This is a genomic window from Synechococcus sp. WH 8109, assembly GCF_000161795.2.
Lineage (GTDB): Bacteria > Cyanobacteriota > Cyanobacteriia > PCC-6307 > Cyanobiaceae > Parasynechococcus.
On sequence record NZ_CP006882.1, the window covers coordinates 734,659 to 757,040 of the forward strand.

Genomic DNA, 22,382 nt, shown 5'->3' on the forward strand with positions numbered 1-22,382 from the left:
ATGGAGCGGTTTTTTTTTCTGCACCGTACGATTTATACCCTTGGTGACCCGTGGATCAAGTCCGCTGAGGCTGGATCAGGTCAGCTGTGCGTCTGCACCTGTGACCCTTACTTGGAGAGTTTCAAGGCGGAGGCCGGGCGAATTGAGCAGTTGTTTAATGGGTAGTTTGTGGTTGTTCGTGGCCAAGAAGGATGTAGGCTCTCAAGAAGTTAAGAACAGCAGCTAGATAGAGGAAAAATTCTGCCCACTCCTGATCGATATTGATAACAAGTTCTGTTCCCGACTCTTTCGCCACAAAGTAAGACAGAAATGCCGCACAGAAGAAGAGGGGCCAGAAGTATCGCGGTAATTAAAGTTGCTGTTGGGAATCGGACTTCCATCCAGGATCGTTGTGCGCATCAATCGGATTGAAGGTCGCCACAGCACCAACACCAAAAGCAAGACCGAAACCAGGAAAAGATTGAGGTCGAGCTAATTCTGGAAGAACTCAAGGTTGTGGAGAGTTATCTGGTTTTGGGCGTTGACTGCAGCGATTTTCTCAGGTGTTGTCCAGCCGAACAGGATTTGCCCCCAGGCAATCTCTTCCAGGCCAACCAACAGCATGACGAAAGCAATTCGCGTAAACCACTGAATGCAGGCGCATGGACAAGCGCTTCAGGAAATCTTTGGAGAAGAGCCACCCTATCCACGCGGATATAAAAAGAATCAAAGCTTGTGAATACTCCAGAATTCCTCTTTCGCCAAGCAGGCGTTTGTAGCGATAAATGTCCTGAACAGCAAGTTTTAGTAAAGCAATGCAGCCGATGACGAATGATGTAAGGGTGAGCATGAGAAAGGCGCGTCGTGCGCGTGCTGAAGGATTATTTTCTGACAGCAGTTTTGTTATGAATGTTGAGTTTCGAAAAAATCGTCCTGCCGCGACCAAGATCAAGCCAGCTCTATCACGTTGCAACTCAGGCCAAGGGGAAGCATCAAGCCAAAAAGTGCTGGTGAATTAATAAAGAGAGACCCCGTGAACAGCTATTCCAAACCACACGAGGGCCTGGCGGCAGATCCGCTGCACCGTTTTTTTCTCTGGTCAAGCTCTCGGATCGCCTCTTTTCTGGGGACGGATCAGCCTCGAAGCCGTGCGTTACGGAGCGCTTCACGAAGCAGCCTTCTCCTTAGGAAGAGGTTATGAAGCGATCTCGTGGATTTGTGCTGGGGGAATCAGGATTCTTATCCGGTCACGCGGGCATCTCGGAATAACGCAGTGGTCGAACCAGTGAGATCGATCTTGGGGGGATGGGACCTCAACCAGCCAATCTGGCTTGCCGAATCGATTCAAAATCGATACCCATCACTTTGGTTAGAACGAGGTATCCGCTCCAAGCGACAACGTTGAGGCCAAGAGCCCAGAGATAGAGCGTGCGTCTGGCTTGGGTTAAGTCTTCGCTCATCGGTTATTTCCGGTTCAATAGGCACCAGGCACCATAGAGGGCAAGGCCGAGCAGGATCGAGGGAAAGATTGCGCGCAGCAGTGTTAATCCAATCAGGACTACCACAAGTGTGATCGCAGATCGCTTCACCATGGCTTTGTTGCTGTCAGTCATGTACTGCCAGCGTGGAATCAAGGCCATCACAACAAAGATGCTGAACAGCGTTCTAGGGGACTTGGACTCAAATTGCCAACCTTCATCTCAGGCTGGTCAGTCCGCCATTGAATGCCTTGGTTAGATGCCTGTTAAGCCGCTGGCTTTGGTTTTGATGAACCAGCTTGTGACTTCAGCAATCGTATTCGAGATGAGATTTCTGCTCACGCTTGCCAGAATTGGCTTCTTTCATCTGTGATTCGTCATAAGCCCAGTCGCTGTAAATCCTTGATTCTGAAAAGCTCTTTTTAAGACGAAGTGAGGTGATGCGTTGGCCAAGTAGTTCGAACGACCACTTTGCTGCTGAAAGAACCTTGCCCATGACACCTCTTTGCAATGCTACCCATGTGATAGCCCATGGATATCAATTGAACATTGGTGCATATGCTTATTGAGGCTCCGTTTGATTCAAGCCTCCTCGACTGAATCATTGGCGTTTTGTTTGATTGCCTGTTGGCGTCGTCTTGATTCACAGTTCCGGCACTCCTGTTGATCCAAACCAAAGAAATTCAGAGGCTTGATTTCACCGCAGCTGATGCACTGACGCCCCTCTGCTGGGGGGGCTTCAAAGGCCATGGTGGTCACTCCTTGGTTTTGTCGGCGTTGGCTTGATCCGTTCTGACAACGCCTGGGGAGACCGTAGACGCCTCTGTTTATGGCACTGGGGGCAGTCCCCTCTCAGGCTCGAGTGCATGTGACCACAGTGCGCACAACAAATCAGTGCCATGGCTGTTGTTGCTGATGCACCAAGCTGATTGTTCAGATCGCATCAGGCATCGGTGTTTGTCCCTAGTCCGATCCCAAAGGTTGGCGGTGATCAGGACTGATCAAAGATCTTTTGCAGGGCAGTTCGCTCGTTTTGAAGCGAATTTGCCCGCATGGGTTTGCCCAGCGGCCTTGGCTGCCGGGGTCGATTCAAAAAGACCTTGCTGAGCCACCAGAGCTGGAGCCCTACAAACGCCAGGGCGAGTAGTGCCAGTTCAGTTGCCCCCTGCATCAGTAGTGCTTGCCGCGATTGTCTATCGCATCTGTTTTAAAGCACTCCAACTCTTCGGGTGTATGCAACGGGGGTTTCTCCCGTTTGCCAGCCCATCGCCGAAGCAGTTGCAGCAATCGTTTCATCCTTCAATGTTGGCTCATCAAAGCCTTGAGCCATAAGGCTATGGCAATCCCGATTTCATTTGGCATCAAATTGGTTGATGCAATTGCCTCTAAGCTTGTCCGAACCAGAACAGTTTGTTAATCGTGACCTTTAAAGAGCTTGTGGCTAGTTTTAATCAACAAGGAACGACCTGGGTAGAGCTTTGTCTTGAAATCAGGTGTGAGAGCTGTTTTGCCTCGGTTTTTGATGAAGTGAACGAGCAAATGGGATCGTCAAGTGACGTACTTGCTCGGCTTGCCGATGAATTTCCCAATCACTACAAGAGTTATGCCAAGGAAAGGGGCCTGGTTCAGCCTTAACCAAGAGGTGTGAGAGAGGCAGTAGGTCGTGACACCACCCACCAAATCAAGCAACCACGCCCGAAGAGGTCTCCCTCTCACCTTCAAACCCTAGTTGTGGCTCGGGCCTCCGTCAGCCCCGGGTTCACCGAGAGGCTGCCAAGTTCGCTTTCGCTGCTTTCAGGGCTTCCTCGCAAGCAGCTCGGTCTTCGCTGTCGATATCACCCTGACTGCCGTTCAAGCGTGCTTCCAGGAAGGCGATCTCATCAATCCAGTAGGCCCTGTCTTTGCCTTGTTGATCAGTCATGGGTTCGGAAATGATCCAGTCCATCGCACCTTTCATAGAGGAACGCGGCCCTTGCAGGTGGCCACCCTTGTTCTGTTTGGTCATGGCTTCGGGCTTTTTCGCTGAGAGGACGCAGACTGGGTGAATCTGAACGTGGAGTGCATCGCCATCGACGAGACGTCTTCAGTTACCCCCATGACCGCTCTGATCATCGATGCCGATGGGCATCTGACTTACATGGGTGAAGACGGATGTCGCCGGCAAATTGTGGGTGATCCAGAGCTCTTGGCGCGTCTGCAACAGCTGCAGGGGAAGGACTGCGCTGATGTCGATGGCAATGGCGATTGGCAGCTGTAGCTGGTCTCGCCAGATCTCCCAAGTTCAGTCCAAGGCTTCATTTGTCTTCGGGGCTGAATGAGTCTTTTGACCGATGGGCTGTTGTGCTTGATGTCCCTATGACGAGCAAAGCCATCTTGAAGTCATGGACACAATGTTTTTCGTTAGTGTGATCGCGGGCCTTCTGATCCTGCTGATTTTTGGTCTTGTTTCAGCTAAAGCCAAGATCAAGGCTGGCCGTAAAGAGATCATCTGAGCCACCAACGGCGCGGGTTTCATTACTGGCATGAGCCAGAAAAAACCTGGAGAGTGACGGCACCAGGGATGATTTCGTCACGAAGATGAAATCTCTGTAGATCAGTTCTGGACCTTTCCTTGGTGGTCGTCAGAGCTGGCAGTGATCTTTCGACTTGATCAATCTCCTCTTTTTGGCGTGTGCCAACGCCCTTGGATGGGGACAAAAGGGTGGTAGTTCAGAGCCCTAAACCCAATCATCTGAATACTTTGTCTTGGTTGCGCTCAGCTCGCGTATGTCTTTTGTGAGGTGCTGTGCTGCCCACATGCCTCTGACGACCTGGCAGACACCTTCTTGGTCGCAAACCCTGTAGTACTCGAAGCCCTCTGGAGCGGTGGTGAGTCTGGTATTGGTTCCTTTCATGTTCTTGATCGCTGCTCATCCAACAGATAGGCAGCAAAATGAGTCCCGACTAGGCAAATCGAGACAAAGGGTTCCAATGGTTACAAATCCTTGGATGGCTTAACAGGCGGAATTTCAATTCAGACCCTTGGAGAGATGTGGGTGACCAGGTCAGCGTTGATCCAGTTGATAACGCCGATGTCCACGCGACCATCTCCGATCACTGGTCGTCGGTCGCACGTTTGGCATCCGCCGCATCACCACTGATCGATACGGTCGCACCGTTGCCGAGTTGTTCGTCGATGGCTCGAACGTCCAGCAGCAGCTGGTCTCCACCGGCCATGCCGACATTTACCGGAAGTACGCACATCATGCGCCTGGAGTCGCTGATGGATCAGTCATCTCTCATCGCAGCTTTGAACCGTGCTGCACGCGATGGCAACGCTGCAGAAACTCGTCGCCTTCAGGCCCTATGCGGCCCCGTTCCCGCTCAGGCGGCATACAAGTCCGCCCAACAAGAAATTGATGAGCTGCTGGGAGAAGAGTTATCCCTCGAAGCCCTACGGGCTCAGTTCCCCTGCTGCAGCGATAAGCCCTGGAGGATTGGCAGCTGATCCACCGCGCCTAGAAATTAAGAAATAAGTTGAATAGGTTGCTATTAGTAGAGGCGTCTCTAGAGATAGAAATTAATTCAAGAGCTGCCTACATGTCTTCTCTATCAATTGTTATTAACCGTCTCTGCTTCAGATCTCTTTGGAAGTTGAACTGCATTGTCGTCTCGGTTGGCATGATGCTTATAGGCTTTGTTGTGGGGAGTTACGCATGGATCTCAGGTGCTGATATCGTCTCTATCAATGATCAATATGTGCATGGATTCACTGCTTTTATAACTGCGATTGGTCTTGCATTCTTTCTCAGTTTTTTCTTTGGAACGTTTTGGACAATTGCTCAATGGATTGGATTTGTCATTTATTCGCGCTTTAGACCCATTCGATTGCGTTACTATGAGGTAAATTAATCTCAGAGAGGTATATAGAGTCTCATGAAGATTCTATTCGCATAGCGTAAGAGGAGTTAACTGTGAATAACCCAACCAAAGCTTTTAGACGAATAGGGTTAAGGCTATGCAAAAACCTTCCGAAAAAAGCAGGGGTGCAGCTCTTCTCGACGACCTCAAGTTCACAAAGTCTTGCGACCAGGCTGTGATTTGGCCACTTGGGGTTGATGACTAGGTGCAACTCGCAGGCTCAACCCGCTTCAGGAGCCCAACCCACTTCCTTCTGACAGGTGGGTGCCCAGAGATTGCAGCGCTTCTTGAGGTGCTGAACCTGTTGCTTTCTTTGGGGGTCCACCACTCGTCGCCTTGATTGGGACTTTGCGCAGGCGGTGTCGTGCCGAAGGCATGAAAAAACCCGATGCCGCTTGGCACCGGGTTGGCATGAGCGGTTTGGGAATCGCTCAGATTGCAGTCGGGGAGACAGGATTCGAACCTGCGGCATCTTGCTCCCAAAGCAAGCGCGCTACCAAACTGCGCCACTCCCCGGCGCAAACAAAGATTAGCGGTCAGCGTGCAGCTGTTCAGCGAGGTTGACGCCGCTGCTGATCGCTCCCTCCGCTCTGCCGAAGCCGGGCCCTGCGATCCAGTCGCCACAAAACCCCACGGCGCTGGTGGGGCACCACTGCAGCTCTTGTGGCAAGGGGTTGTTGAGAGGCCGTGAGGCGCCCCAGCGCATCACACCCAACGGGGTCGCTTGGTTCAACGTAGCTGAAACAACCGGCAGGGCTTGCAGCAGTTCGGGCAACAGCTCCAACAGACGCTGTTGCTCCTGTGCCAGCAGGCACCGCTGGCTTTCGGGCGTGATTGCTTGCCCGGAATCCAAGCCATGCACCACAAGCCCCCAGCGACCATCGCTTTGCGGCTGCAGCACGAGGCGTTCCACTTTCCAGCGCGCTTTGGCGGCGTCGTTCAACCAGATCTGAGCAGGCAGCTCCTCAGCGTTGAGTGCGAGTACGCCCAGATCCACCATCAGGTTCCAGCGCACCTCGGCTTGGCTGTGTTGCAGCAGGCTCAGTGCCTTGTCGAGGTCTTCATCCACGCCCTCTGCAACGGCTGTGCGCAGGGGGACGTCATCCCAGGCCAGCATCTTCAGTGAGCGGGGATGGGCCAGCAGGGTTCCACTGAGCACAAGGCGCTTGGCCCTGAGGCTCCAGCTTCGATCCTCGTTCTCAAGTAGCCAATGGTCCCGGCGTCGCTCCAACCAGCGCACACGCGTTTCGAACTGACGGCTCAGTTGCGCGAAGCCAGCAGTCTCGAGCAGCGCCTCGCAGATGCTGGCCATGCTGGGAACACCATGCCACCAGCCACCATTTGGCCAGGCGTCGGGGCTGTTGGCGGGTGATAACCCTGATTGGGCGTCGAGCGAGAGCACAGCTCGCTTGTCCCGCTGAAGAACACTCGCTGCCCGCAACGGCTCCAGCAGCGCGTTCATTTCATCTGGTATGGATTCACTGAGAGTCAAGCCCGGTGCTCCATGGTTGAGCAGCCAGACGCTTTGATCGCGTCTCCTGCGGGTTGCCATGCGTCCACCTGGCCCCCTGCCGGCTTCAATCACAGCGATGTTGAGATCAGATCCCAGCTGCTGGAGCCGGCCAATCAGGCTGCAGCCAGCCAGTCCTGCACCGATAACGGCGAGATCAACCTCAGCCACCTTCGCTGAAGCGTCTGTCGCGGATCACATCCAATAGCGCTCTGCGGCCACTCGAGAAAACAAACCACCTAGCAATGCCAGAAGAATCGTTACGCCAAAGAATGCGAAATACGCCATCTGAACTGTTGGCCTGATCAGAGATTCCAGGCTTTCTAACAGCCGCTCGGTCGTCGGCTCTGTTGAGTCACGAGACGACATTAATTGAAGATATGGGTCGCCTGAGATTCGAACTCAGGACCAGCCGGTTAAAAGCCGGATGCTCTACCGCTGAGCTAGCGACCCGTGCCCGCTTGGGCATGCCGTTTCGGCACCAAGTGAGGTTATCACTCAGGTCGCCGAGGAGACTGGTGGCTGCTGAACCATGGCCATGACTGGCTCCAAGCCCTGGCCCGATCCCCAGATCGATGCCAACGCCTGGGTTGCTGAATCCGCCGTCGTGATTGGAAATGTGCAGATGGCAGCGGGCAGCAGCCTCTGGCCCATGGCCGTTGCGCGCGGTGATCTCGAGCAGATCAGCATCGGTGCAGGCAGCAATGTTCAAGACGGTGCCGTGCTCCATGGGGATCCGGGACAGCCGGTTCGCCTCGGTGCCGATGTCACCTTGGGGCACAGGGCTGTCATCCATGGCGCCACGCTCGAGGATGGATGCCTGGTGGGAATTGGGGCCATCGTTCTCAATGGCGTCACCGTCGGTGCAGGCGCTCTGGTGGCTGCTGGATCTGTTGTCACCAAGGATGTGCCTCCCGGAACCCTGGTGATGGGCATGCCAGCTTCGGTGAAGCGGGAGTTGTCGCCTGAGGCGATTGATGAACAGCGCTGCCATGCTCGGCGCTACGCGCAATTGGCGGCATCCCAAGCCCAGTTCAGGCCTTGAACGCACTCCTTGATTGCTGCGAATTCGATCAGCTTTCAAGGAAGGTCGTGGGATCAACGAAGAAGTCCGTAAGATCGGCGACACAGATTTCCGTTTTCAAGAATGGTCCGAGTTGCCATCGGTCTGGTCCTCATCCTGGTGATCGTCGGTTACTCGGCCTTCAGCGTGATCACCACGGGCCAGGTTCTGGGTATCGATGCCCGCCTGTTCCTTGTGGTTGCCCCGATCCTCGCTGCTGTCAGCTGGGCTGCTTTCAACATCGGCCGTGCGGCTGTGGGCCAGCTGCAGCTGATGCTGAAGCGCAGCCGCGCCTAATCAAGGCAAGCGAGCTTCGTAAGCTGAAGGCTGCTTATAAAGCTGGTTGTCTCAATCTCCCCATGTCACCGTTCTTGGTGCCGGTCTTGCCGGCACTGAGGCGGCTTGGCAGATCGCCCGTGCAGGGGTTGCGGTCACCCTGGTGGAGATGCGTCCGATTCGACGCTCCCCTGCACACCACAGCAGTGACTTTGCTGAACTCGTCTGCAGCAACAGCTTTGGCGCTCTGAGCAGCGACCGTGCTGCTGGCTTATTGCAAGAGGAGCTCCGCAGGCTTGGCTCTTTGGTGATCGGCACGGCCGATACCCACGCTGTGCCTGCCGGCGGAGCCTTGGCCGTTGATCGCGGTCGCTACAGCGCTGCCCTCACCGAGGCTCTCGACCAGCATCCCCTGGTCACGATTGAACGACGGGAGCAGCAAGCTCTACCGCCGGAGCATGTGATCACCGTTCTGGCGACGGGGCCGCTCACGAGTGAATCGTTGGCGGAGGATCTGCGCCAGTTCACCGGTCGTGCCGACTGCCACTTTTTTGATGCGGCAAGTCCGATCGTGCATGGGGACAGCATCGATCTGTCGGTGGCCTTCCTCGCCAGCCGCTACGACAAGGGGGATGCGGACTACATCAACTGTCCGATGGACAAGGAGCAGTACCTGGCCTTCCGCCAGGCCCTGCTGGAGGCGGAACAGGCTGAACTCAAAGACTTCGACAAAAACGATGCCACCTTTTTTGAGGGTTGCTTGCCGATTGAGGAGTTGGCACGTCGTGGTGAAGACACCATGCGTTATGGCCCCCTGAAGCCGATCGGGCTCTGGGATCCCCGTTGGGGTGATGTGAACGATCGCGATGTGCGCCGGGCCAAGCGCGCCTACGCCGTGGTGCAGCTGCGGCAGGAAGACAAGGACGGGCGCCTCTGGAATCTGGTGGGTTTCCAGACGAATCTCAAATGGGGTGAGCAGAAGCGAGTTCTGCAGATGATTCCTGGGCTAGGCCAGGCGGAATTCGTGCGCTTTGGGGTGATGCACCGCAACACCTTCCTGGAGTCGCCGCAGCTGCTGCAGCCCACCCTGCAGTTCCTCCAGCGCCCCAACCTCCTGGCAGCAGGCCAGATCACAGGCACCGAGGGCTATGCCGCCGCCGTGGCCGGTGGCTGGTTGGCCGGCACCAATGCGGCTCGGTTGGCCCTGGGCCTGGAGCCAATTGATCTGCCGGCCACCTCCATGAGTGGAGCCCTCACTCATTTCGTCAGCGAGGCACCAACGGCCAAGTTCCAGCCGATGCCCCCCAATTTCGGTTTGTTGCCCGAGCTGCCAGAACGTATTCGCGACAAGCGAGCGCGCTATGGCGCCTACCGGGATCGTGCCCTCCAGGATCTTGAGCCGATGCGGGCTCTCCAACCCCAGACAGTGACGGCATGACAACCCCTGCGGAGGCTCGCCGGATCGAACAGCGCTCTCTGCGCCTCGGGGTTGGAGCCAACGCAGTGATGGCCTTGGCTGGGTTTTCCGCCCATGTGCTCACCGGATCCTCGGCCCTGCTCTTGGACGGCCTTTATTCCGCTGTGTTGGTGGGGTCGTCCTTGATTGCCAGTCGCATCAGCCTCAACGTGGTCCGGCCGCCGGATCGAGCCTGGCCCTACGGCTACGAGGGCCAGGAAGCCCTGTACGTGCTGTTTCGCTCCCTGGTGCTGCTCGGGGTGATCGGCTTTGGCGTCGGCAGCTCCTGCTCCACCTTGATCGATTGGTGGCGGGGAATAAGCATTGCGCCGCTGCATCTGGAGCCGGTGGCGCTCTACACCGCTTTGATGACAGCGCTCTGTGGACTGCTGGCCTGGCGGCACCGCAGGGATTGGCGCCGCACGGGTCGGGTGTCGCTGCTGCTATTCACAGAGGCCCGCAATGCCCGGATCGATGCTGTGATCACCTTGGCCACCGGTCTGGCCCTGCTGGCGTCGCCGCTGCTCTTGGCAACGCCCTTGTCTGCCCTTGCGCCGATCACCGATGCCCTGCTGGTGCTGGCGGTGAGCCTGGCCTTGCTGCGTGAACCGCTGGCGGCGCTTCGGGATGCCATGACCCAGGCGGCGGGCTGTGCCGCCGACCCGGATGTGCTCCAGCGCACGCGATTGGTGTTGATGCAGGAGCTGGTGGGGCTTCAGCTGCAGATGATGGATTTCACGGTGCAGCAGCTGGGCCGCACGGCCTTTGTCGTGGTCTACATCAATCCGCTGCAGCCCCAGGAAAGTCGGGTGATTGATGGGTTGCGCCATCACATCGATGCCCGCTGCAGTGCCGAACTCGGACGTCCGGTGCGCTCTGAGGTGATCCTCACGGTGATGCCGCCGATTCACCGCCAGGATCCAAGGCCGCAGACGGCCCCTTAGCGTCACCCCCAAAGAAGCGATGCCATGAGCGAGAACCAGCAGTGGGATGCCGTTGTGATCGGTTCCGGCATCGGTGGTTTGGTCACCGCCAGTCAGTTGGCGGCCAAGGGAGCCAAGACTCTCGTCTTGGAGCGCTATCTGATCCCCGGCGGCAGTGGTGGTGCCTTCAAACGCGAGGGCTACACCTTTGATGTGGGGGCCTCGATGATCTTCGGCTTCGGCAAGAAAGGTTTCACCAACCTGCTTACCCGGGCCCTTACTGATGTGGGGGAGCACTGCGACACCATCCCTGACCCCGCCCAGCTCGAGTACCACATGCCCGGTGGGCTGCGCATCGCCGTGGATCGCGACTACGAGCAGTTCATCGCCGATCTCACGGCGCGGTTTCCCCATGAGGCGAAGGGTATTCGCCGCTTCTATGACACCTGCTGGCAAGTTTTCAATTGCCTCGATGCAATGCCGCTTCTCTCACTGGAGGATCCGGCTTATCTCACCAAGGTGTTCTTCAAGGCACCACTGGCCTGTCTGGGGCTGGCTCGCTGGCTGCCGTTCAACGTCGGTGCGGTGGCCCGCGAGCACATCAAGGACGAGCAGCTGCTCAAGTTCATTGACATCGAGTGTTTCTGCTGGTCGGTGATGCCGGCGGACCGCACGCCGATGATCAATGCCGGCATGGTGTTTTCCGATCGGCATGCGGGCGGGATCAACTACCCCAAGGGAGGCGTCGGCGTGATCGCTGAAAAGCTTGTGAAGGGATTGGAGCGTCACGGCGGCGCCATTCGCTACAAGGCCCGAGTCACCGAGGTGTTGATCGAGAATGATCAGGCGGTTGGCGTGAAGCTGGCCGATGGCGAGGTCATTCGCGCCAAGCGTGTGATCTCCAATGCAACCCGCTGGGACACCTTCTCGGGAGTGGGTGATGATCAGCGCCGCTCCGGCCAGGCCCTGGTGGATGCTGCCCACACGCCGGGCAAAGAGCAGTTCTGGCGGAAGCGTTATGTGCCTTCCCCCTCGTTCCTGTCGCTGCATTTGGGGGTTCGGGCTGACCTGATTCCGGCCGGCACCCACTGCCATCACCTTCTGCTCGAAGACTGGAACCGGATGGAGGACGAACAGGGGGTGATCTTCGTGTCGATGCCCTCGCTGCTGGATCCGGATCTGGCCCCGGCGGGGCATCACATCGTTCACACCTTCACGCCCTCATCGATGGAGGCCTGGCAAGGACTGACCCCCAGCCAGTACCGCGAGAAAAAGGAGGCGGATGCGGCACGGTTGATCCAGCGCCTGGAGTCGATCCTTCCCGGCCTCGCCGATGCCATCACCCACAAGGAGATCGGTACGCCCCGCAGCCACCGGCGTTTTCTGGGTCGCTTTCAGGGCAGTTACGGCCCGATTCCGGCGATGCAACTGCCAGGACTGCTGCCGATGCCGTTCAACCGCACGGGATTGAAAAACCTCTACTGCGTGGGTGATTCCTGTTTCCCCGGCCAGGGACTCAACGCTGTTGCCTTCAGTGGGTTTGCCTGTGCCCATCGGGTTGGGGCCGACCTCGGCCTGAACCCCTGGGCGCTGCCGGCCTGATCTTCTTCCTAGCGTGATCATCCATAGGAGTTGGGATGCCGCCTGAGTTTCAGCCGTCGTCGGACGATCTGGCCCGCTACCTCGAGCAGAGGGGCGAGCTGACCAAGCCCTGGAATCTGCAGATGCTGCGGCTCAAGAAGATCAAGGAAGCCAAGGACTCGATGGATCCTCAGTTGTACCTCGAGAAGGTGCAGGAGGCCCATGCCGATCTCATTCGGCTCGGTCAGTTCTGGAAGGGGCGTGAACAGGAGGTCTTTGTTGGCACTTACCAACCGTCTGAACTGATTGAACCGCTGCCCGGTTCACCAGACGACCGATGAATGGCATCGAACGTTTCGGGTTATCGCCCCTGATCCGCTTCACCCTGCTCAGCCTTTATGGGGCCTTGGTGCTTCCCTTGCCATTGCTTGCCCCTGCGGAGTCGCGCTGGCTGATGGTGGCAGGGCTGCTGTTGGGGTTGGTGTTGGTGATCGGTCTATTGAGTGAACGATTGGAGATCGATGCAGAAGGCATTCAGGTGCGTTACCCCGCCTGGATCAGCTGGTTGCTGCGGCGCGGCTGGTCCATGCGTTGGAAGGACATTCGTGCTCTGATTCCCGTTGGCACCAGTCAGGGGGGAACGGTGTATTACGTGAAGGCAGCCGATCTGCGCCACCAGCTCTTGCCGCAACGCATCGAGCGCTTTGATCGATTCCTCGAGCTGCTGGCAGCCAACACCCCTGTGTCGACCAAGGGCATCGGGCGACTGACCCCGCCCTGGACATATCAGCTCTTGGCTGGATTGGCCGTTGTGATGATCGCCGGCGAACTGGTCACGTCTCTGGCGCTGGCTCAGGGCTGGATCAGTTTGCCGGCGGGTTATCCAGGCTGAATCAAACCAGTTTTATCAAGGCTTCTTGTCTATGTTCCTTAAGTGTGGAACGTCTAGGGCTAGATCATTTTGGGCTTCCATTCGTGAGGGCATACGACCGAAAGGCTCCGTTGCTCCATTGAGATGCCAGGAAGTAGGTGGATGTCCGGGACATTTAGACCGGTATTGCCGCTTCGATCTCCCAGCCGTCGTTGAGCAGCTCTTCGGCCCGTTTCGAAGCCTCTTCAGAAGCAACATCGATGAGGAGAAATCTATCTCCCTGGTTGCAATACAGCCTGGTTAATCCGATCACGGCGGGGGCTCCCGGGTGTCGACAGAGCCATCTTGACCGGCTTGCCCTGATCAAGCAATGAGGACGGCTCTCTGGACAACTCTTGATTTTGTCCAGATGTCTGGCGTTGCCATCTGTCGTTCAGGCGTTGGAATCGACCCAGTTGTTCCGATCGGATGACAACCGAACTCACCAACCTCCCCTGCGGAACGGTTCAGCTCAAAGTCTGCTCGAATCACCTTTGTGAATTGGGTTGGGTGACCTCGCACCATCTGGTCCCGCCAAAAGAAGAGCAACTGAAGAAGGCTCTTCGTCACCACAAGACAAATTAAGACCTCTTCAAAGGGCTCGAGGCAATGGCTTGGGTGGGGGTGGACTTTGATTGGCGCTAACCCCACAATTCCAGTCGCTGACTGGAATGAATTCACTTGACTCAGCTGGCCGGCAGATTGTCCAGGCTGAAGCGATAGCCCCGCTGACGCACGGTGGTGATTCCACCGCCCTCGCCAAGACCGGCCTGCTCCAGCTTGCGGCGCAGGGTCAGCACCTGAGTGTCCACCGAACGGGGGCCACCGCTGAAGGGAGGCCAGGCCATCCGCAGCAGTTCCTGTCGGCTGCGCACCAGCCCAGGCGGCATCAACAGCGCACATAGCAAGGCAAATTCGCGGGGGCTGAGCTCCACCGGCTGCTCCCGTAGCGTCACCTGGCGGAGAAGCAGATGAACCTCCAGAGGACCAACGGTGACCCGCTCCTGCAGGCCGCTGTGCCCCCGCTTGAGCAGGGTGCGGCAGCGGGCGGCCAGTTCCTCGAGGCCAAAGGGTTTGCGAAGTACATCATCGGCACCGTCATCCAGCAGGCCCACCACCGGCTCGGCTCCGGCCCGTGCGGTCAGCACAATCACAGGGCAACGCAGCTGTTCAGCCAAGCGCAGGGCGGAGCTGCGCTCCAGCAGTTCCGCGCTCACCAGGAGATCGGGTGACTGTTCCTGACAGACCTCCAAAGCTTCAGCGGCATTGGCCACTGCTGCGGTGAGGTGACCGTCCTGACGCAGCCGCTGCACCAGCACAGTGCGCAGGGTTGGGTGCGGTTCGACCACCAACACTCGCGAAGGTTCCTGACCTGTGCTTGCGCTTGGCATCACCACCGGATCGGAGCTGGTTGCAGATGCTTCCGCCGTGAGGTCGTGGGGAGTGGAGGTCACTGGATCGGCCCGGGCACGCCTACGCTAAGCCGAAATTCCTGGCAGGCTGGTAGCAGGGGCTGCTGTTGTATCTCATGACATCACTCGACGACCCTGAAGCCATCCGTCATTTTCAATCGCTCTGTGATGCCTGTCAGGAGCTGACAACGAGATATCACACCCCGTCTGAGTTGCGGCTGTATTCCGACGGCTGCCTGCATGCTTTGCGGAAGTCAGGGTCTCTTGACCCCCGCTCTCAGCATCGCCTCGAACAATTGATCGATCGCTGGATCCTGGACCCATCCAGCTTTATAGGCCCTGACGGGGATGTGAGCACCTTGTACATGCACCATCCCCAGGGCTATTGAGTTAACTGGCTAGGGCGATTTCAAGCTTTTCGCGAAGTTCGCCGGAGTTGTACATCTCGATCAGGATGTCGGAGCCGCCGATGAATTCCCCTTTTACATACACCTGGGGGATGGTGGGCCAGCTTGAAAACTCTTTGATTCCCTGGCGAATCTCTGGATCAGAGAGAACGTCAAATGTCTCGAATGCCACACCGAGGGAGTGCAGGATCTGCACCACATTGTTTGAGAAACCGCATTGGGGCATCAGCTTGGAGCCCTTCATGAACACGAAGATCGGGCTTGAAGCGACCAGGGTTTCGATGCGAGCTTTTGTGGAGGGGTCCATCGTTGAGCGTGAGTTGGCGTTAAGCGGACGCAGCGTCCGAAGGGATTGAGGTGTTGAGGGCAAGGGCGTGAATCGCTTCGCTGGCCAATTCCTGCTGCAGAGCGCCGTACACCATTTGATGCTGACGGATGCGCGAAAGGCCTGCAAAAGCAGACGACACAACCGTCACCTGGAGGTGATCACCGCCACCGGTGAGGTCTTCAACGGTGACGTTGGCGTCGGGAATGACGTGTTGGATCGCGGCTTCAACGGCATCCGGCTGCACCATGGCGGCGGTTGTGCAAAAGGGGACTGGCTCAGATGCTGACAGACTGGCTCATTGGCCGGCAGCCGATGCACCCCGGAATTCGGTTTCAACGAAGCCCAGTTCCAGGAGGCTCTGATAGGCCTTCTGGAACTGGGGTGTGGCCGGTGTCATCAACTTCACCACCTCGACCAGCACAGGAACAGCAACTTCGGGCTGGTTCTGACGGCGGAACAGGGCTGCCAGGCGGAGGTTGGTTTCCGCCAGCAGTTCCAGGGCATCACGGCCCTTGGTGTCCATCTCACGCGGGATCCGAGCATCAAGACCTCGGAAGGCACCACTTAGGTCGCGATAGAACGCCAGCAGTTGCTTGGAGGCTTTGCGGGCTTTGTCGTAATCAGCCCGCGCCTCGGCCAGGTCTCCCCGGCTGGCAGCTGCGTCGCCCTTAGCCAGTATTGACCGAACGGCCGTCGGGTTGAATCCACCCTGGCTCTGAGCCAGAACGCGGTTCTCGAATGATGTTTGGGTGATGCCGGGAGCTGTGGTGACGCCCAGGGTTGCCACCAGTGCAGCAGTCGTCAGCAATGCGCGACAACCCATGAGACCAGCATAAAAACGTGGGCGAACTTTAGAAGCTTTGGAGCGGTCGGCCAACGGCAGCACGGGCCGCTTCTTCAGCCGTATGCATCGCCGCAGCGAGTTCGCTGTTGAACTGCCGGGTCGCTTCTCGATCTCCCTTGGCTGGCACGCTGAGCGGTGCTCCGAAACAGAGCGCTGCCCGGCTGAAGGGCCGTGGTGGGGCCTGGCTGTAGCCCAAGCCAACGGGAACCACCGGAACGGTCACGCCGCGGCTCTGGGCCAGTTGGGCCAGACGCACCAGGCCGGGGCGCAGTTCAAGCGCCGCGTCCTGCCGGTGAATCTTGCCTTCGGGGAACATCACAACTTGCTGTCCGTCAGCTAATAGGTCGATGGCCAGACGCAGGGTGGTCATCGAGGGTCGTCCCTGGTCCACCGGGAAGCAGTCGAGACGTTGCAGAAACCAGCCCTGCAGCCCCCGCATTTCGGTGGTGGTCACCATGAAGCGGCAGTCGCGGCCACTGACCCGACGGCCAGCGGCCATCGGCAGCATCAGGGCATCCCAGCGGGCGCGGTGCGTCGGTGCCAGAAGAACAGGGCCCTGATGGGGGAGATGCTCTGGGTTCAGCACCAGCCGCTCACGGAATTGAAAGCGCAGCGCCAGATCCTGGGTGGTGAACATCGCCAGGGGGGCCCAAAAGCTGTCGATGCCGACACGCAGGCTGTTTTCTCGGGTCGCCAGGGCCGCTTGCAACGGGCGGATCGAATTCGATGCCTGAGAACCTAAATCCCTCAGGCAAAGCTGCATAGGATCCGGCTAACGACTGCCCCGTCATGGCCAGCCTCGGCGTCAATATCGACCACATCGCCAACATCCGTGAAGCGCGGCGGACCGTCGAGCCAGACCCGGTGTCAATGGCCCTGCTGGCCGAACTCGGTGGGGCCGATGGGATCACCGTGCATCTGAGGGAAGACCGGCGTCACATTCAGGATCGGGATGTGGAGTTGCTTCGCCAGACCGTGCGCTCCCGCCTCAATCTGGAAATGGCCGCCATCGAGGAGATGGTGGCGATTGCGCTGCGGATCAAGCCCGACATGGTCACCCTGGTGCCGGAACGGCGGGAGGAGGTCACCACAGAGGGGGGCCTGGATGTGGCCGGACAAGAGGCTTCCCTGGGGGGCATGGTGCAGACCCTTCAGTCCGCCGGGATTCCGGTGAGCCTGTTTGTGGATCCGGAGGCCACCCAGCTCCAGGCCTGCAAAGCAACGGGGGCCTGCTGGGTGGAATTGCACACGGGGAGCTATGCCGATGCCGATTGGAGCACCCAGCCCCAGGAGCTGGCGCGCTTGCAGGAGGGCACGGCCATCGCCCGGCAGCTCGGTCTGCGGGTCAATGCAGGCCATGGCCTCACATACCAGAACGTTGAGCCCATCGCGGCCATCCCTGGGATGGAAGAACTCAACATCGGCCACACGATCGTGGCCCGCTCTGTCGCCGTAGGACTGCAACAGGCTGTGCGGGATATGAAGGTCTTGGTTCAGAATCCCCGCTTTGATCCCCTTTTCGGACAGGCGCCCGGATGACCACTTATCACTTCGTTGCAGCCAGCGAGCGCTTCCTCACCGTGGAGGAGCCGTTGGAGGAAGTGCTCCGGGAGCGCCAACGCAACTACGCCGAAACCGGCAAGACCATCGATTTCTGGCTGGTGAAGCAACCGGCTTTCCTCTCTTCTCTTGAGCTGGCTGAGCTCAAGGCAACCATTCCCCAGCCCGCTGCCGCTGTGGTGTCCACTGATCCCACCTTCATCACCTTCCTCAAACTGCGTTTGGAGTACGTGGCTGTGGGGACCTTTGAAGCACCGTCCGCAGAGGTTCCCGATGCCCTTGCCGGTGCCGTCTGATGAATCCCAGTTCCCTTCCCGTTCAGCAGCGCATTGCACTTCTGGTACAAGCTCTAGACGGTGCGGAGAAAACCAACAAGGCCTTGGCCACCTGTCCCGACGGGGACGCGATGGTGGACATCCTGCTGGGGGCTTCGGCCAAGCTGGGGTTGGGGCTGACCCGCCGGGATCTCACGGAGACGCCGCCGATTCGCGACTGGATCTGGTTCAAGAACAACGACCCCCTGGTCACCGTTGGTGATGCCAAGCCCCGCTACCGTCGCGAAACCCCCGAAAAGCCCAAGTCAGACCCGAGCCAACCCAAGGAACGCAAGCGCTTTCTTGGTTTGTTCTGATCTGCATTACGGATTCTTGGCGCTGCTTGGCTGAGCATCAGAATTGACGCATCTCCAGGTTGTTGCTTTGAACCTGCACAGCCGCCGGCACTGGGTGATTGGAGATGTGCATGGCTGCCATCAGCCCCTTTGCCATCTGCTCGCCACCCTGCCGCCGAACGACCATCTGGTCTTCTGCGGGGATGTGATCAACCGTGGTGAGGCCATTCCCGCAACGATGAATCTGGTCTGGGATCTGGTCCAGGCCGGCCGTGCCACTTGGCTGCGCGGGAACCATGAGCAAGACCTCATTGATGCCCTGGAATCCCAGGACGGCCTGAGTCAACACGCCACCTATGCCCAGTTGGGCGACAGCAGCGCTCACCAATGGTTGCCGCACCTGCAACAGCTTCCGCTGGTTTATCGCGGTGACGGTTGGTGCGCCACCCATGCCGGGTTCGACGCAGCAGGCCAACCAGATCTCTCCATTCGTGATCCCTTCTGGGCGTCCTATGACGGCCGTTTTGGCCAGGTTGTTGTAGGCCATACGCCACGTCCCCAGGTGGAACGTCTTGGCGCGATCGTTCTGATCGACACCGGTGCGGTCTACGGCGGTTGTTTATCGGCCTACTGCCCACAAACGGATGCGATCGTTCAGGTTGAAGGAGCTGCAACCGATGCCGTGCTGGCTGGAGTTGGCCCTTGCTGACGGTTTACCGAAGCAACAGGGCTGAATTTCTAGCTCGCTTGCTCTCCCGTCAGTTGATCGAGCAGCAGCCGGGACCCCTTGAGACGGTGGAGGTGATGGTCAACACCTGGCCCACCAGCCGATGGTTGGGGGAACAGCTGGCCACGGCCAACGGCATCAGTTCCCTGGTGCGGTTCCCCTTCCCGGGCAGTCACCTGCGGCAGCTGGTGCGCCAGGTGCTGCATCTCCCCGCGCAGGAGGACGATCCCTGGCGGGCGGGCCAGCTGGTGTGGGCTGTGCTCGAGCTGCTGCCGGAGCTGTTGGAGCAGCCCGTCGCCCACCCGCTACGGATCTGGCTCACCCAGCGTGAAGGAACCGCCTCAGGGTTGACGCGGGACCGTTGGCAGTTGGCACGCACCATCGCCGACGCCATGGACGATTACGCCCTCTACCGCCCCGATCAACTGGAGCAGTGGAAACGGGCCCGGCCCGATGACGACTGGCAGCCCGTGCTCTGGCGACTTCTGGCCCAAAGGCTTCCCCGGGCTCCCTTTGGCCTGCAGGTGCGTGAGGCCGTCGATCGTCTCCGGCGAGGAGACGTTGATCCAGCCCTGCTGCCGCAGCGGCTGCGGCTGTTTGGTATCAGTGCCCTGGCACCGGTGCAGGTGGATCTGATTCAGGCTTTGTCCGGCCTGCTGGAGGTGGAGATCTACCTGCTCACCCCGTGTCCGGATCTGTGGCAGCGCTGCGGCAGTCGGCGTGCCTCGCTCGGGGATGACTGGCTGGTTCCGCCAGACGGGGGGTGGTTGTCGGAGGCGCCGCGCCTGGAGGCCGTTCTTGGGCGGATGGGTGCCGAATTTCAGCAGTTGCTGGAGGGCTCCGGTGAAGCGCAGCTGGGGGAGCGAAGCGAGGGGGATCTGTTTGCAGGTTCCCTGCAGATTGCCGCAGCGGAAGAGCGCCAGCCCACCCTGCTCGATCAGCTTCAGCAGCAGCTGGTGGATGCCGACAGTGTTCCCGCACTGGAACGTTCCTCAGCCGATCAGTCGCTGCTGTTTCAAGCGGCACCGGGGCCTTGGCGGGAGGTGCAACTGGTGCGTGATCGCATCCTGCAGTGGCTGGCGGCCGATCCCGATCTTGCGCCCCGTGACGTGCTGGTGATGACGCCGCAGATTGAGCGCTATGCACCGCTGCTCAGCTCCGTGTTCAACGACACGGCGGCCATCGGTGTCGATTTGCCCTGGCGCCTCACCGATCGCAGTCAGCAGGGCAGTCCGGGGTTGTCGATGGCGATGTTCACGCTGCTGGAGCTGGCTGCCACACGCCTCACCGCCACGGGGCTGGAACGTCTGCTGGCCAATCCGGCCCTGCAGGGCCAGCAGGGACTCACGCCGGAGGAGGCGGTGCTGATCACCCATACGCTGCAACGCAGCGGTTTTCGCTGGGGCTTGGATGGCCGCGAGCGGGGTGGGGACGAGGTGCACAGCCTGCGTTGGTGTCTCGACCGTTGGCTGCTGGGCCTGGTGCTGCCGGTGGAGCCGGGCCTGGCTCCAGCAGGGGCGGCTCCGTTCCAGCAGGAGCTGGATCCCGATCGCCTGGTGCGCTGGTGGACGCTGCTGGACCGTTTGGCGCGGATGTTCGATCGCCTGCGACAGCCCCGGCCGTGCCATGCCTGGGTGCAGCTGCTGCGGTCCCTGTTGCAGGAGCTGTTCGCTGAGGGTGGGGCCTGGGCCGATGAGTCGCAGAGCTGGGCGGCGGCCCTTGAGGAGTGGCGATTGCGGGCTCATGACTGCCCCCTGGACCTTGATGCAGCTGTGGCCCTGGAGGTGCTGCAGGAGGCCTTGTCGGTGGACAGCGGTCGCTTCGGTCACCGCAGTGGCGCCCTCACCATCAGTGCCCTGGAGCCGATGCGGGCGATCCCCCACAAGGTGGTGGTTTTGATGGGCCTTGATAGCGCCGACTTTCCTCGCCCGAGCCGCCGCCCTGGCTTTCATCTACTCGAGCAGCAACGGCGCCTGGGGGATCCCCGCAGCAGCGACCAGGACCGCTATGTGCTGCTGGAGGCCTTGATGTCGGCACGCCGTCATCTGCTGATCAGCTGGTGCGGGCGGCTGGAGCGCACCGGTGAGTCCCAGCCGCCTGCTGCGCCGGTGGAACAGTGGCTTGCCGTGCTGCAGGAGCAGTTGCAACGGGCCGGTGCCTCCACGGAGGGGTTGTTGATCACGCCGGCGGCTAACCCCCTCTCCCGAGAGAACTTCCGGCCCGAGGCGCCGCTCAGCTGTGATCGCCGCCAGCTGGATGCCAGGCGCTGCCTGGATCGTGCAACGGCATCGGCCCAGGACGAGGGGCTGGCCTGGGTATCGCTCTGGCAGCAAGACCTGACCCATTACGAGGCCGAGGGACGTGACCGAGACGACCTGGCCTTGGACCCTGAAGCGTTGCTGGCCTGGATGCAGCAGCCCCAGAAGGCCTGGTTGCAGGCACGGGGGTTGCGGCCTGGGGAAGGCATTGAGGCGGTGGAGGATCTCGAGGCGCTCGAGTTGGAGGGCCTGCAGCGCTATCTGCTGCTCAACCACGAGCTTGAGGAGCACTTCATTCTTGGATCGGCTCCGGATTGGACGGCGTCGCTGGCGGGCCAGGGTGTGCTGCCGGCGGGGGCTGGTGCGGCCCTTGAGCAGGAGGAATTGCAGCAGCGTTGGAAGGCCCTGCAACGGCAGCTGGCATCGCTTGGTCCCTGCCGCCGGGAGGTGCCTGTGCTCGCCGGCCTGCCGATGCCCCTGCTCTACGCCGGTGACACCCAGGTGGTGGTGCAGCCCGGCATGCTCACGGCCGCGGCGGTGATGCGCGGCTGGTTGCAGCACCTGTTGCTGTGCGCTGAGGGGTTGGCTCCTGGTGCCGGCTCAGCGGTGGTGGCCCGCAGCACCCGGGTTGCCGGCGCCGAGGTGCACTTGCGCTGGTCGGCGTTGCCGACTGCTGCAGCCGAGGACCAGCTGCAGCAGCTGGCGCGGCTGGCGCAACAGGGGCTGGAGCGGTGCTGGCCGGTCCCCCCGAAGAGCGGCTGGCAGATGGTGTCCAAAGACCGGCGCAAACCGGGGGAGGGGCCTCAGGATTTCCGCAAGACCTGGCAGGACGAAGGGGCCACCCCGGTGATGCAGCTCTGCTTCGGCACTGAGATCGCTGCGGAGCAATTGATGGATCAGGCCGGATTCCAGGAGGCCTGTCAGCTGCTGTACGGCCCGCTTCTGGCCCAGCTGCGTTAGTCGAACAGCTCGTCGAGCATTTCGCGCATGCGTTCGTTGGAAATCACCATGGGCTCGCCGGCCTGACGGCGGAAAAAGTAGGCCCGATGTTCCTGGTTGATGCTTTCAACAGCTGCGGCTTTGCGCACCAGCAGCTGGGCCAATTTCTGACGACGTTCGGGGGACACAACAGGCCGGTGGCTTTCACCAACGTGTTGGCC

25 protein-coding genes, 2 tRNA genes and 1 pseudogene are annotated in these 22,382 nt (G+C 59.5%); 16 read left to right on the forward strand and 12 right to left on the reverse strand.

From position 1 onward, the window contains the following. Nucleotides 1–538 precede the first annotated feature (538 nt). The 3 genes from Syncc8109_RS12170 to Syncc8109_RS03980 all read right to left on the reverse strand — a co-directional run bounded on the left by Syncc8109_RS12170 (nt 539) and on the right by Syncc8109_RS03980 (nt 3,378). Nucleotides 539–925: a hypothetical protein gene (locus Syncc8109_RS12170; RefSeq protein WP_156915483.1), complete on the reverse strand. Its 387-nt coding sequence runs from the start codon at nt 923–925 to the stop codon at nt 539–541. 839 nt (nt 926–1,764) lie between these two features. Then, nucleotides 1,765–1,953, reverse strand: coding sequence for a hypothetical protein (locus Syncc8109_RS12175; RefSeq protein WP_006851929.1), 189 nt, complete (start codon nt 1,951–1,953; stop codon nt 1,765–1,767). 1,263 nt (nt 1,954–3,216) lie between these two features. Continuing rightward, the gene (locus Syncc8109_RS03980) at nt 3,217–3,378 is read right to left on the reverse strand and encodes a hypothetical protein (RefSeq protein ID WP_232202457.1); all 162 of its coding nucleotides are present in this window, start codon (nt 3,376–3,378) and stop codon (nt 3,217–3,219) included. A gap of 174 nt (nt 3,379–3,552) precedes the next feature. On the opposite strand from Syncc8109_RS03980, the gene Syncc8109_RS12515 reads away from it, so the two are divergent. The 3 genes and pseudogenes from Syncc8109_RS12515 (at nt 3,553) to Syncc8109_RS12835 (ending at nt 4,944) form a co-directional block, all read left to right on the forward strand. Next, nucleotides 3,553–3,714: a hypothetical protein gene (locus tag Syncc8109_RS12515; protein WP_198015269.1), complete on the forward strand. Its 162-nt coding sequence runs from the start codon at nt 3,553–3,555 to the stop codon at nt 3,712–3,714. Nucleotides 3,715–4,586: 872 nt separating this feature from the next. Next, a pseudogene (locus Syncc8109_RS12830) lies at nt 4,587–4,640 on the forward strand (nuclease); the annotation flags it as partial. Nucleotides 4,641–4,719: 79 nt separating this feature from the next. Continuing rightward, nucleotides 4,720–4,944: a hypothetical protein gene (locus Syncc8109_RS12835; protein ID WP_232202458.1), complete on the forward strand. Its 225-nt coding sequence runs from the start codon at nt 4,720–4,722 to the stop codon at nt 4,942–4,944. A gap of 855 nt (nt 4,945–5,799) precedes the next feature. On the opposite strand, the gene Syncc8109_RS03995 is transcribed toward Syncc8109_RS12835, so the two are convergent. The 3 genes from Syncc8109_RS03995 to Syncc8109_RS04005 form a co-directional block, all read right to left on the reverse strand. Then, nucleotides 5,800–5,873: transfer RNA gene (locus Syncc8109_RS03995), tRNA-Pro, on the reverse strand. A 13-nt stretch (nt 5,874–5,886) separates the two neighbouring features. Then, nucleotides 5,887–7,038, reverse strand: a complete 1,152-nt coding sequence (locus Syncc8109_RS04000; protein WP_006849750.1) for an NAD(P)-binding protein — start codon at nt 7,036–7,038, stop codon at nt 5,887–5,889. 210 nt (nt 7,039–7,248) lie between these two features. Continuing rightward, a tRNA-Lys gene (locus tag Syncc8109_RS04005) sits at nt 7,249–7,320 on the reverse strand. Between the two features lie 85 nt (nt 7,321–7,405). Between Syncc8109_RS04005 and Syncc8109_RS04010 the strand changes: the two genes are divergently transcribed. From Syncc8109_RS04010 to Syncc8109_RS04040, 7 genes are all read left to right on the forward strand, one after another. After that, the gene (locus tag Syncc8109_RS04010) at nt 7,406–7,912 is read left to right on the forward strand and encodes a gamma carbonic anhydrase family protein (protein WP_006851670.1); all 507 of its coding nucleotides are present in this window, start codon (nt 7,406–7,408) and stop codon (nt 7,910–7,912) included. Between the two features lie 192 nt (nt 7,913–8,104). After that, nucleotides 8,105–8,227 (forward strand): photosystem II protein Y, encoded by a 123-nt coding sequence (locus Syncc8109_RS12520; protein WP_025362202.1) that lies wholly within the window; start codon nt 8,105–8,107, stop codon nt 8,225–8,227. A gap of 46 nt (nt 8,228–8,273) precedes the next feature. After that, a complete protein-coding gene (gene trmFO, locus Syncc8109_RS04020; RefSeq protein ID WP_006850804.1) occupies nt 8,274–9,644 on the forward strand; it encodes an FADH(2)-oxidizing methylenetetrahydrofolate--tRNA-(uracil(54)-C(5))-methyltransferase TrmFO in 1,371 nt (456 codons plus the stop codon). Next, on the forward strand, nt 9,641–10,606 hold the full coding sequence (locus tag Syncc8109_RS04025) for a cation transporter (RefSeq protein WP_006851243.1): 966 nt from the start codon (nt 9,641–9,643) through the stop codon (nt 10,604–10,606). Before trmFO ends, Syncc8109_RS04025 begins: the two co-directional genes overlap by 4 nt. 24 nt (nt 10,607–10,630) lie before the next feature. Next, complete coding sequence (gene crtH / locus Syncc8109_RS04030) at nt 10,631–12,187, forward strand: carotenoid isomerase (protein WP_006851078.1); 1,557 nt, start codon at nt 10,631–10,633, stop codon at nt 12,185–12,187. A 35-nt stretch (nt 12,188–12,222) separates the two neighbouring features. Beyond that, nucleotides 12,223–12,507 (forward strand): hypothetical protein, encoded by a 285-nt coding sequence (locus Syncc8109_RS04035; RefSeq protein ID WP_006850863.1) that lies wholly within the window; start codon nt 12,223–12,225, stop codon nt 12,505–12,507. Further along, nucleotides 12,504–13,058 carry a hypothetical protein gene (locus Syncc8109_RS04040; protein WP_006850883.1) on the forward strand — a complete coding sequence of 185 codons (555 nt, stop codon included), beginning with the start codon at nt 12,504–12,506 and terminating at the stop codon, nt 13,056–13,058. Before Syncc8109_RS04035 ends, Syncc8109_RS04040 begins: the two co-directional genes overlap by 4 nt. Nucleotides 13,059–13,762: 704 nt before the next feature. Here the strand turns inward: Syncc8109_RS04040 and Syncc8109_RS04045 are convergent. Then, nucleotides 13,763–14,530: a response regulator transcription factor gene (locus tag Syncc8109_RS04045; protein WP_006849768.1), complete on the reverse strand. Its 768-nt coding sequence runs from the start codon at nt 14,528–14,530 to the stop codon at nt 13,763–13,765. A gap of 74 nt (nt 14,531–14,604) precedes the next feature. Here Syncc8109_RS04045 and Syncc8109_RS11615 point away from each other — a divergent pair, with 74 nt between their 5' ends. After that, the gene (locus tag Syncc8109_RS11615; protein WP_006851975.1) at nt 14,605–14,877 is read left to right on the forward strand and encodes a DUF6761 family protein; all 273 of its coding nucleotides are present in this window, start codon (nt 14,605–14,607) and stop codon (nt 14,875–14,877) included. A 1-nt stretch (nt 14,878) separates the two neighbouring features. Here the strand turns inward: Syncc8109_RS11615 and grxD are convergent, their stop codons facing one another. From grxD to Syncc8109_RS04065, 4 genes are read right to left on the reverse strand one after another with little or no spacing between them, the layout of a single operon-like run. Further along, nucleotides 14,879–15,202 (reverse strand): Grx4 family monothiol glutaredoxin, encoded by a 324-nt coding sequence (gene grxD, locus Syncc8109_RS04050; RefSeq protein ID WP_006851683.1) that lies wholly within the window; start codon nt 15,200–15,202, stop codon nt 14,879–14,881. A gap of 19 nt (nt 15,203–15,221) precedes the next feature. Beyond that, nucleotides 15,222–15,470, reverse strand: coding sequence for a BolA/IbaG family iron-sulfur metabolism protein (locus tag Syncc8109_RS04055; RefSeq protein ID WP_006849838.1), 249 nt, complete (start codon nt 15,468–15,470; stop codon nt 15,222–15,224). A 48-nt stretch (nt 15,471–15,518) separates the two neighbouring features. Then, a complete protein-coding gene (locus Syncc8109_RS04060) occupies nt 15,519–16,046 on the reverse strand; it encodes a hypothetical protein (protein WP_025362203.1) in 528 nt (175 codons plus the stop codon). Between the two features lie 28 nt (nt 16,047–16,074). Further along, nucleotides 16,075–16,776, reverse strand: coding sequence for a 1-acyl-sn-glycerol-3-phosphate acyltransferase (locus tag Syncc8109_RS04065; RefSeq protein ID WP_006852029.1), 702 nt, complete (start codon nt 16,774–16,776; stop codon nt 16,075–16,077). A gap of 80 nt (nt 16,777–16,856) precedes the next feature. On the opposite strand from Syncc8109_RS04065, the gene Syncc8109_RS04070 reads away from it, so the two are divergent. The 5 genes from Syncc8109_RS04070 to Syncc8109_RS04090 all read left to right on the forward strand — a co-directional run bounded on the left by Syncc8109_RS04070 (nt 16,857) and on the right by Syncc8109_RS04090 (nt 22,182). Further along, nucleotides 16,857–17,606 (forward strand): pyridoxine 5'-phosphate synthase, encoded by a 750-nt coding sequence (locus Syncc8109_RS04070; RefSeq protein ID WP_006851994.1) that lies wholly within the window; start codon nt 16,857–16,859, stop codon nt 17,604–17,606. Beyond that, on the forward strand, nt 17,603–17,923 hold the full coding sequence (locus tag Syncc8109_RS04075) for an MgPME-cyclase complex family protein (protein ID WP_006850197.1): 321 nt from the start codon (nt 17,603–17,605) through the stop codon (nt 17,921–17,923). The genes Syncc8109_RS04070 and Syncc8109_RS04075 overlap by 4 nt, the downstream gene beginning before the upstream one ends. Further along, a complete protein-coding gene (locus Syncc8109_RS04080) occupies nt 17,923–18,258 on the forward strand; it encodes a hypothetical protein (RefSeq protein WP_006849697.1) in 336 nt (111 codons plus the stop codon). Before Syncc8109_RS04075 ends, Syncc8109_RS04080 begins: the two co-directional genes overlap by 1 nt. 67 nt (nt 18,259–18,325) lie before the next feature. Beyond that, a complete protein-coding gene (locus tag Syncc8109_RS04085; RefSeq protein ID WP_006852027.1) occupies nt 18,326–18,946 on the forward strand; it encodes a metallophosphoesterase in 621 nt (206 codons plus the stop codon). After that, nucleotides 18,940–22,182: an exodeoxyribonuclease V subunit gamma gene (locus tag Syncc8109_RS04090; protein ID WP_006850238.1), complete on the forward strand. Its 3,243-nt coding sequence runs from the start codon at nt 18,940–18,942 to the stop codon at nt 22,180–22,182. The genes Syncc8109_RS04085 and Syncc8109_RS04090 overlap by 7 nt, the downstream gene beginning before the upstream one ends. On the opposite strand, the gene Syncc8109_RS12840 is transcribed toward Syncc8109_RS04090, so the two are convergent. Continuing rightward, nucleotides 22,179–22,349: a hypothetical protein gene (locus Syncc8109_RS12840; RefSeq protein WP_006851171.1), complete on the reverse strand. Its 171-nt coding sequence runs from the start codon at nt 22,347–22,349 to the stop codon at nt 22,179–22,181. The genes Syncc8109_RS04090 and Syncc8109_RS12840 overlap by 4 nt on opposite strands. Nucleotides 22,350–22,382: the final 33 nt, after the last annotated feature.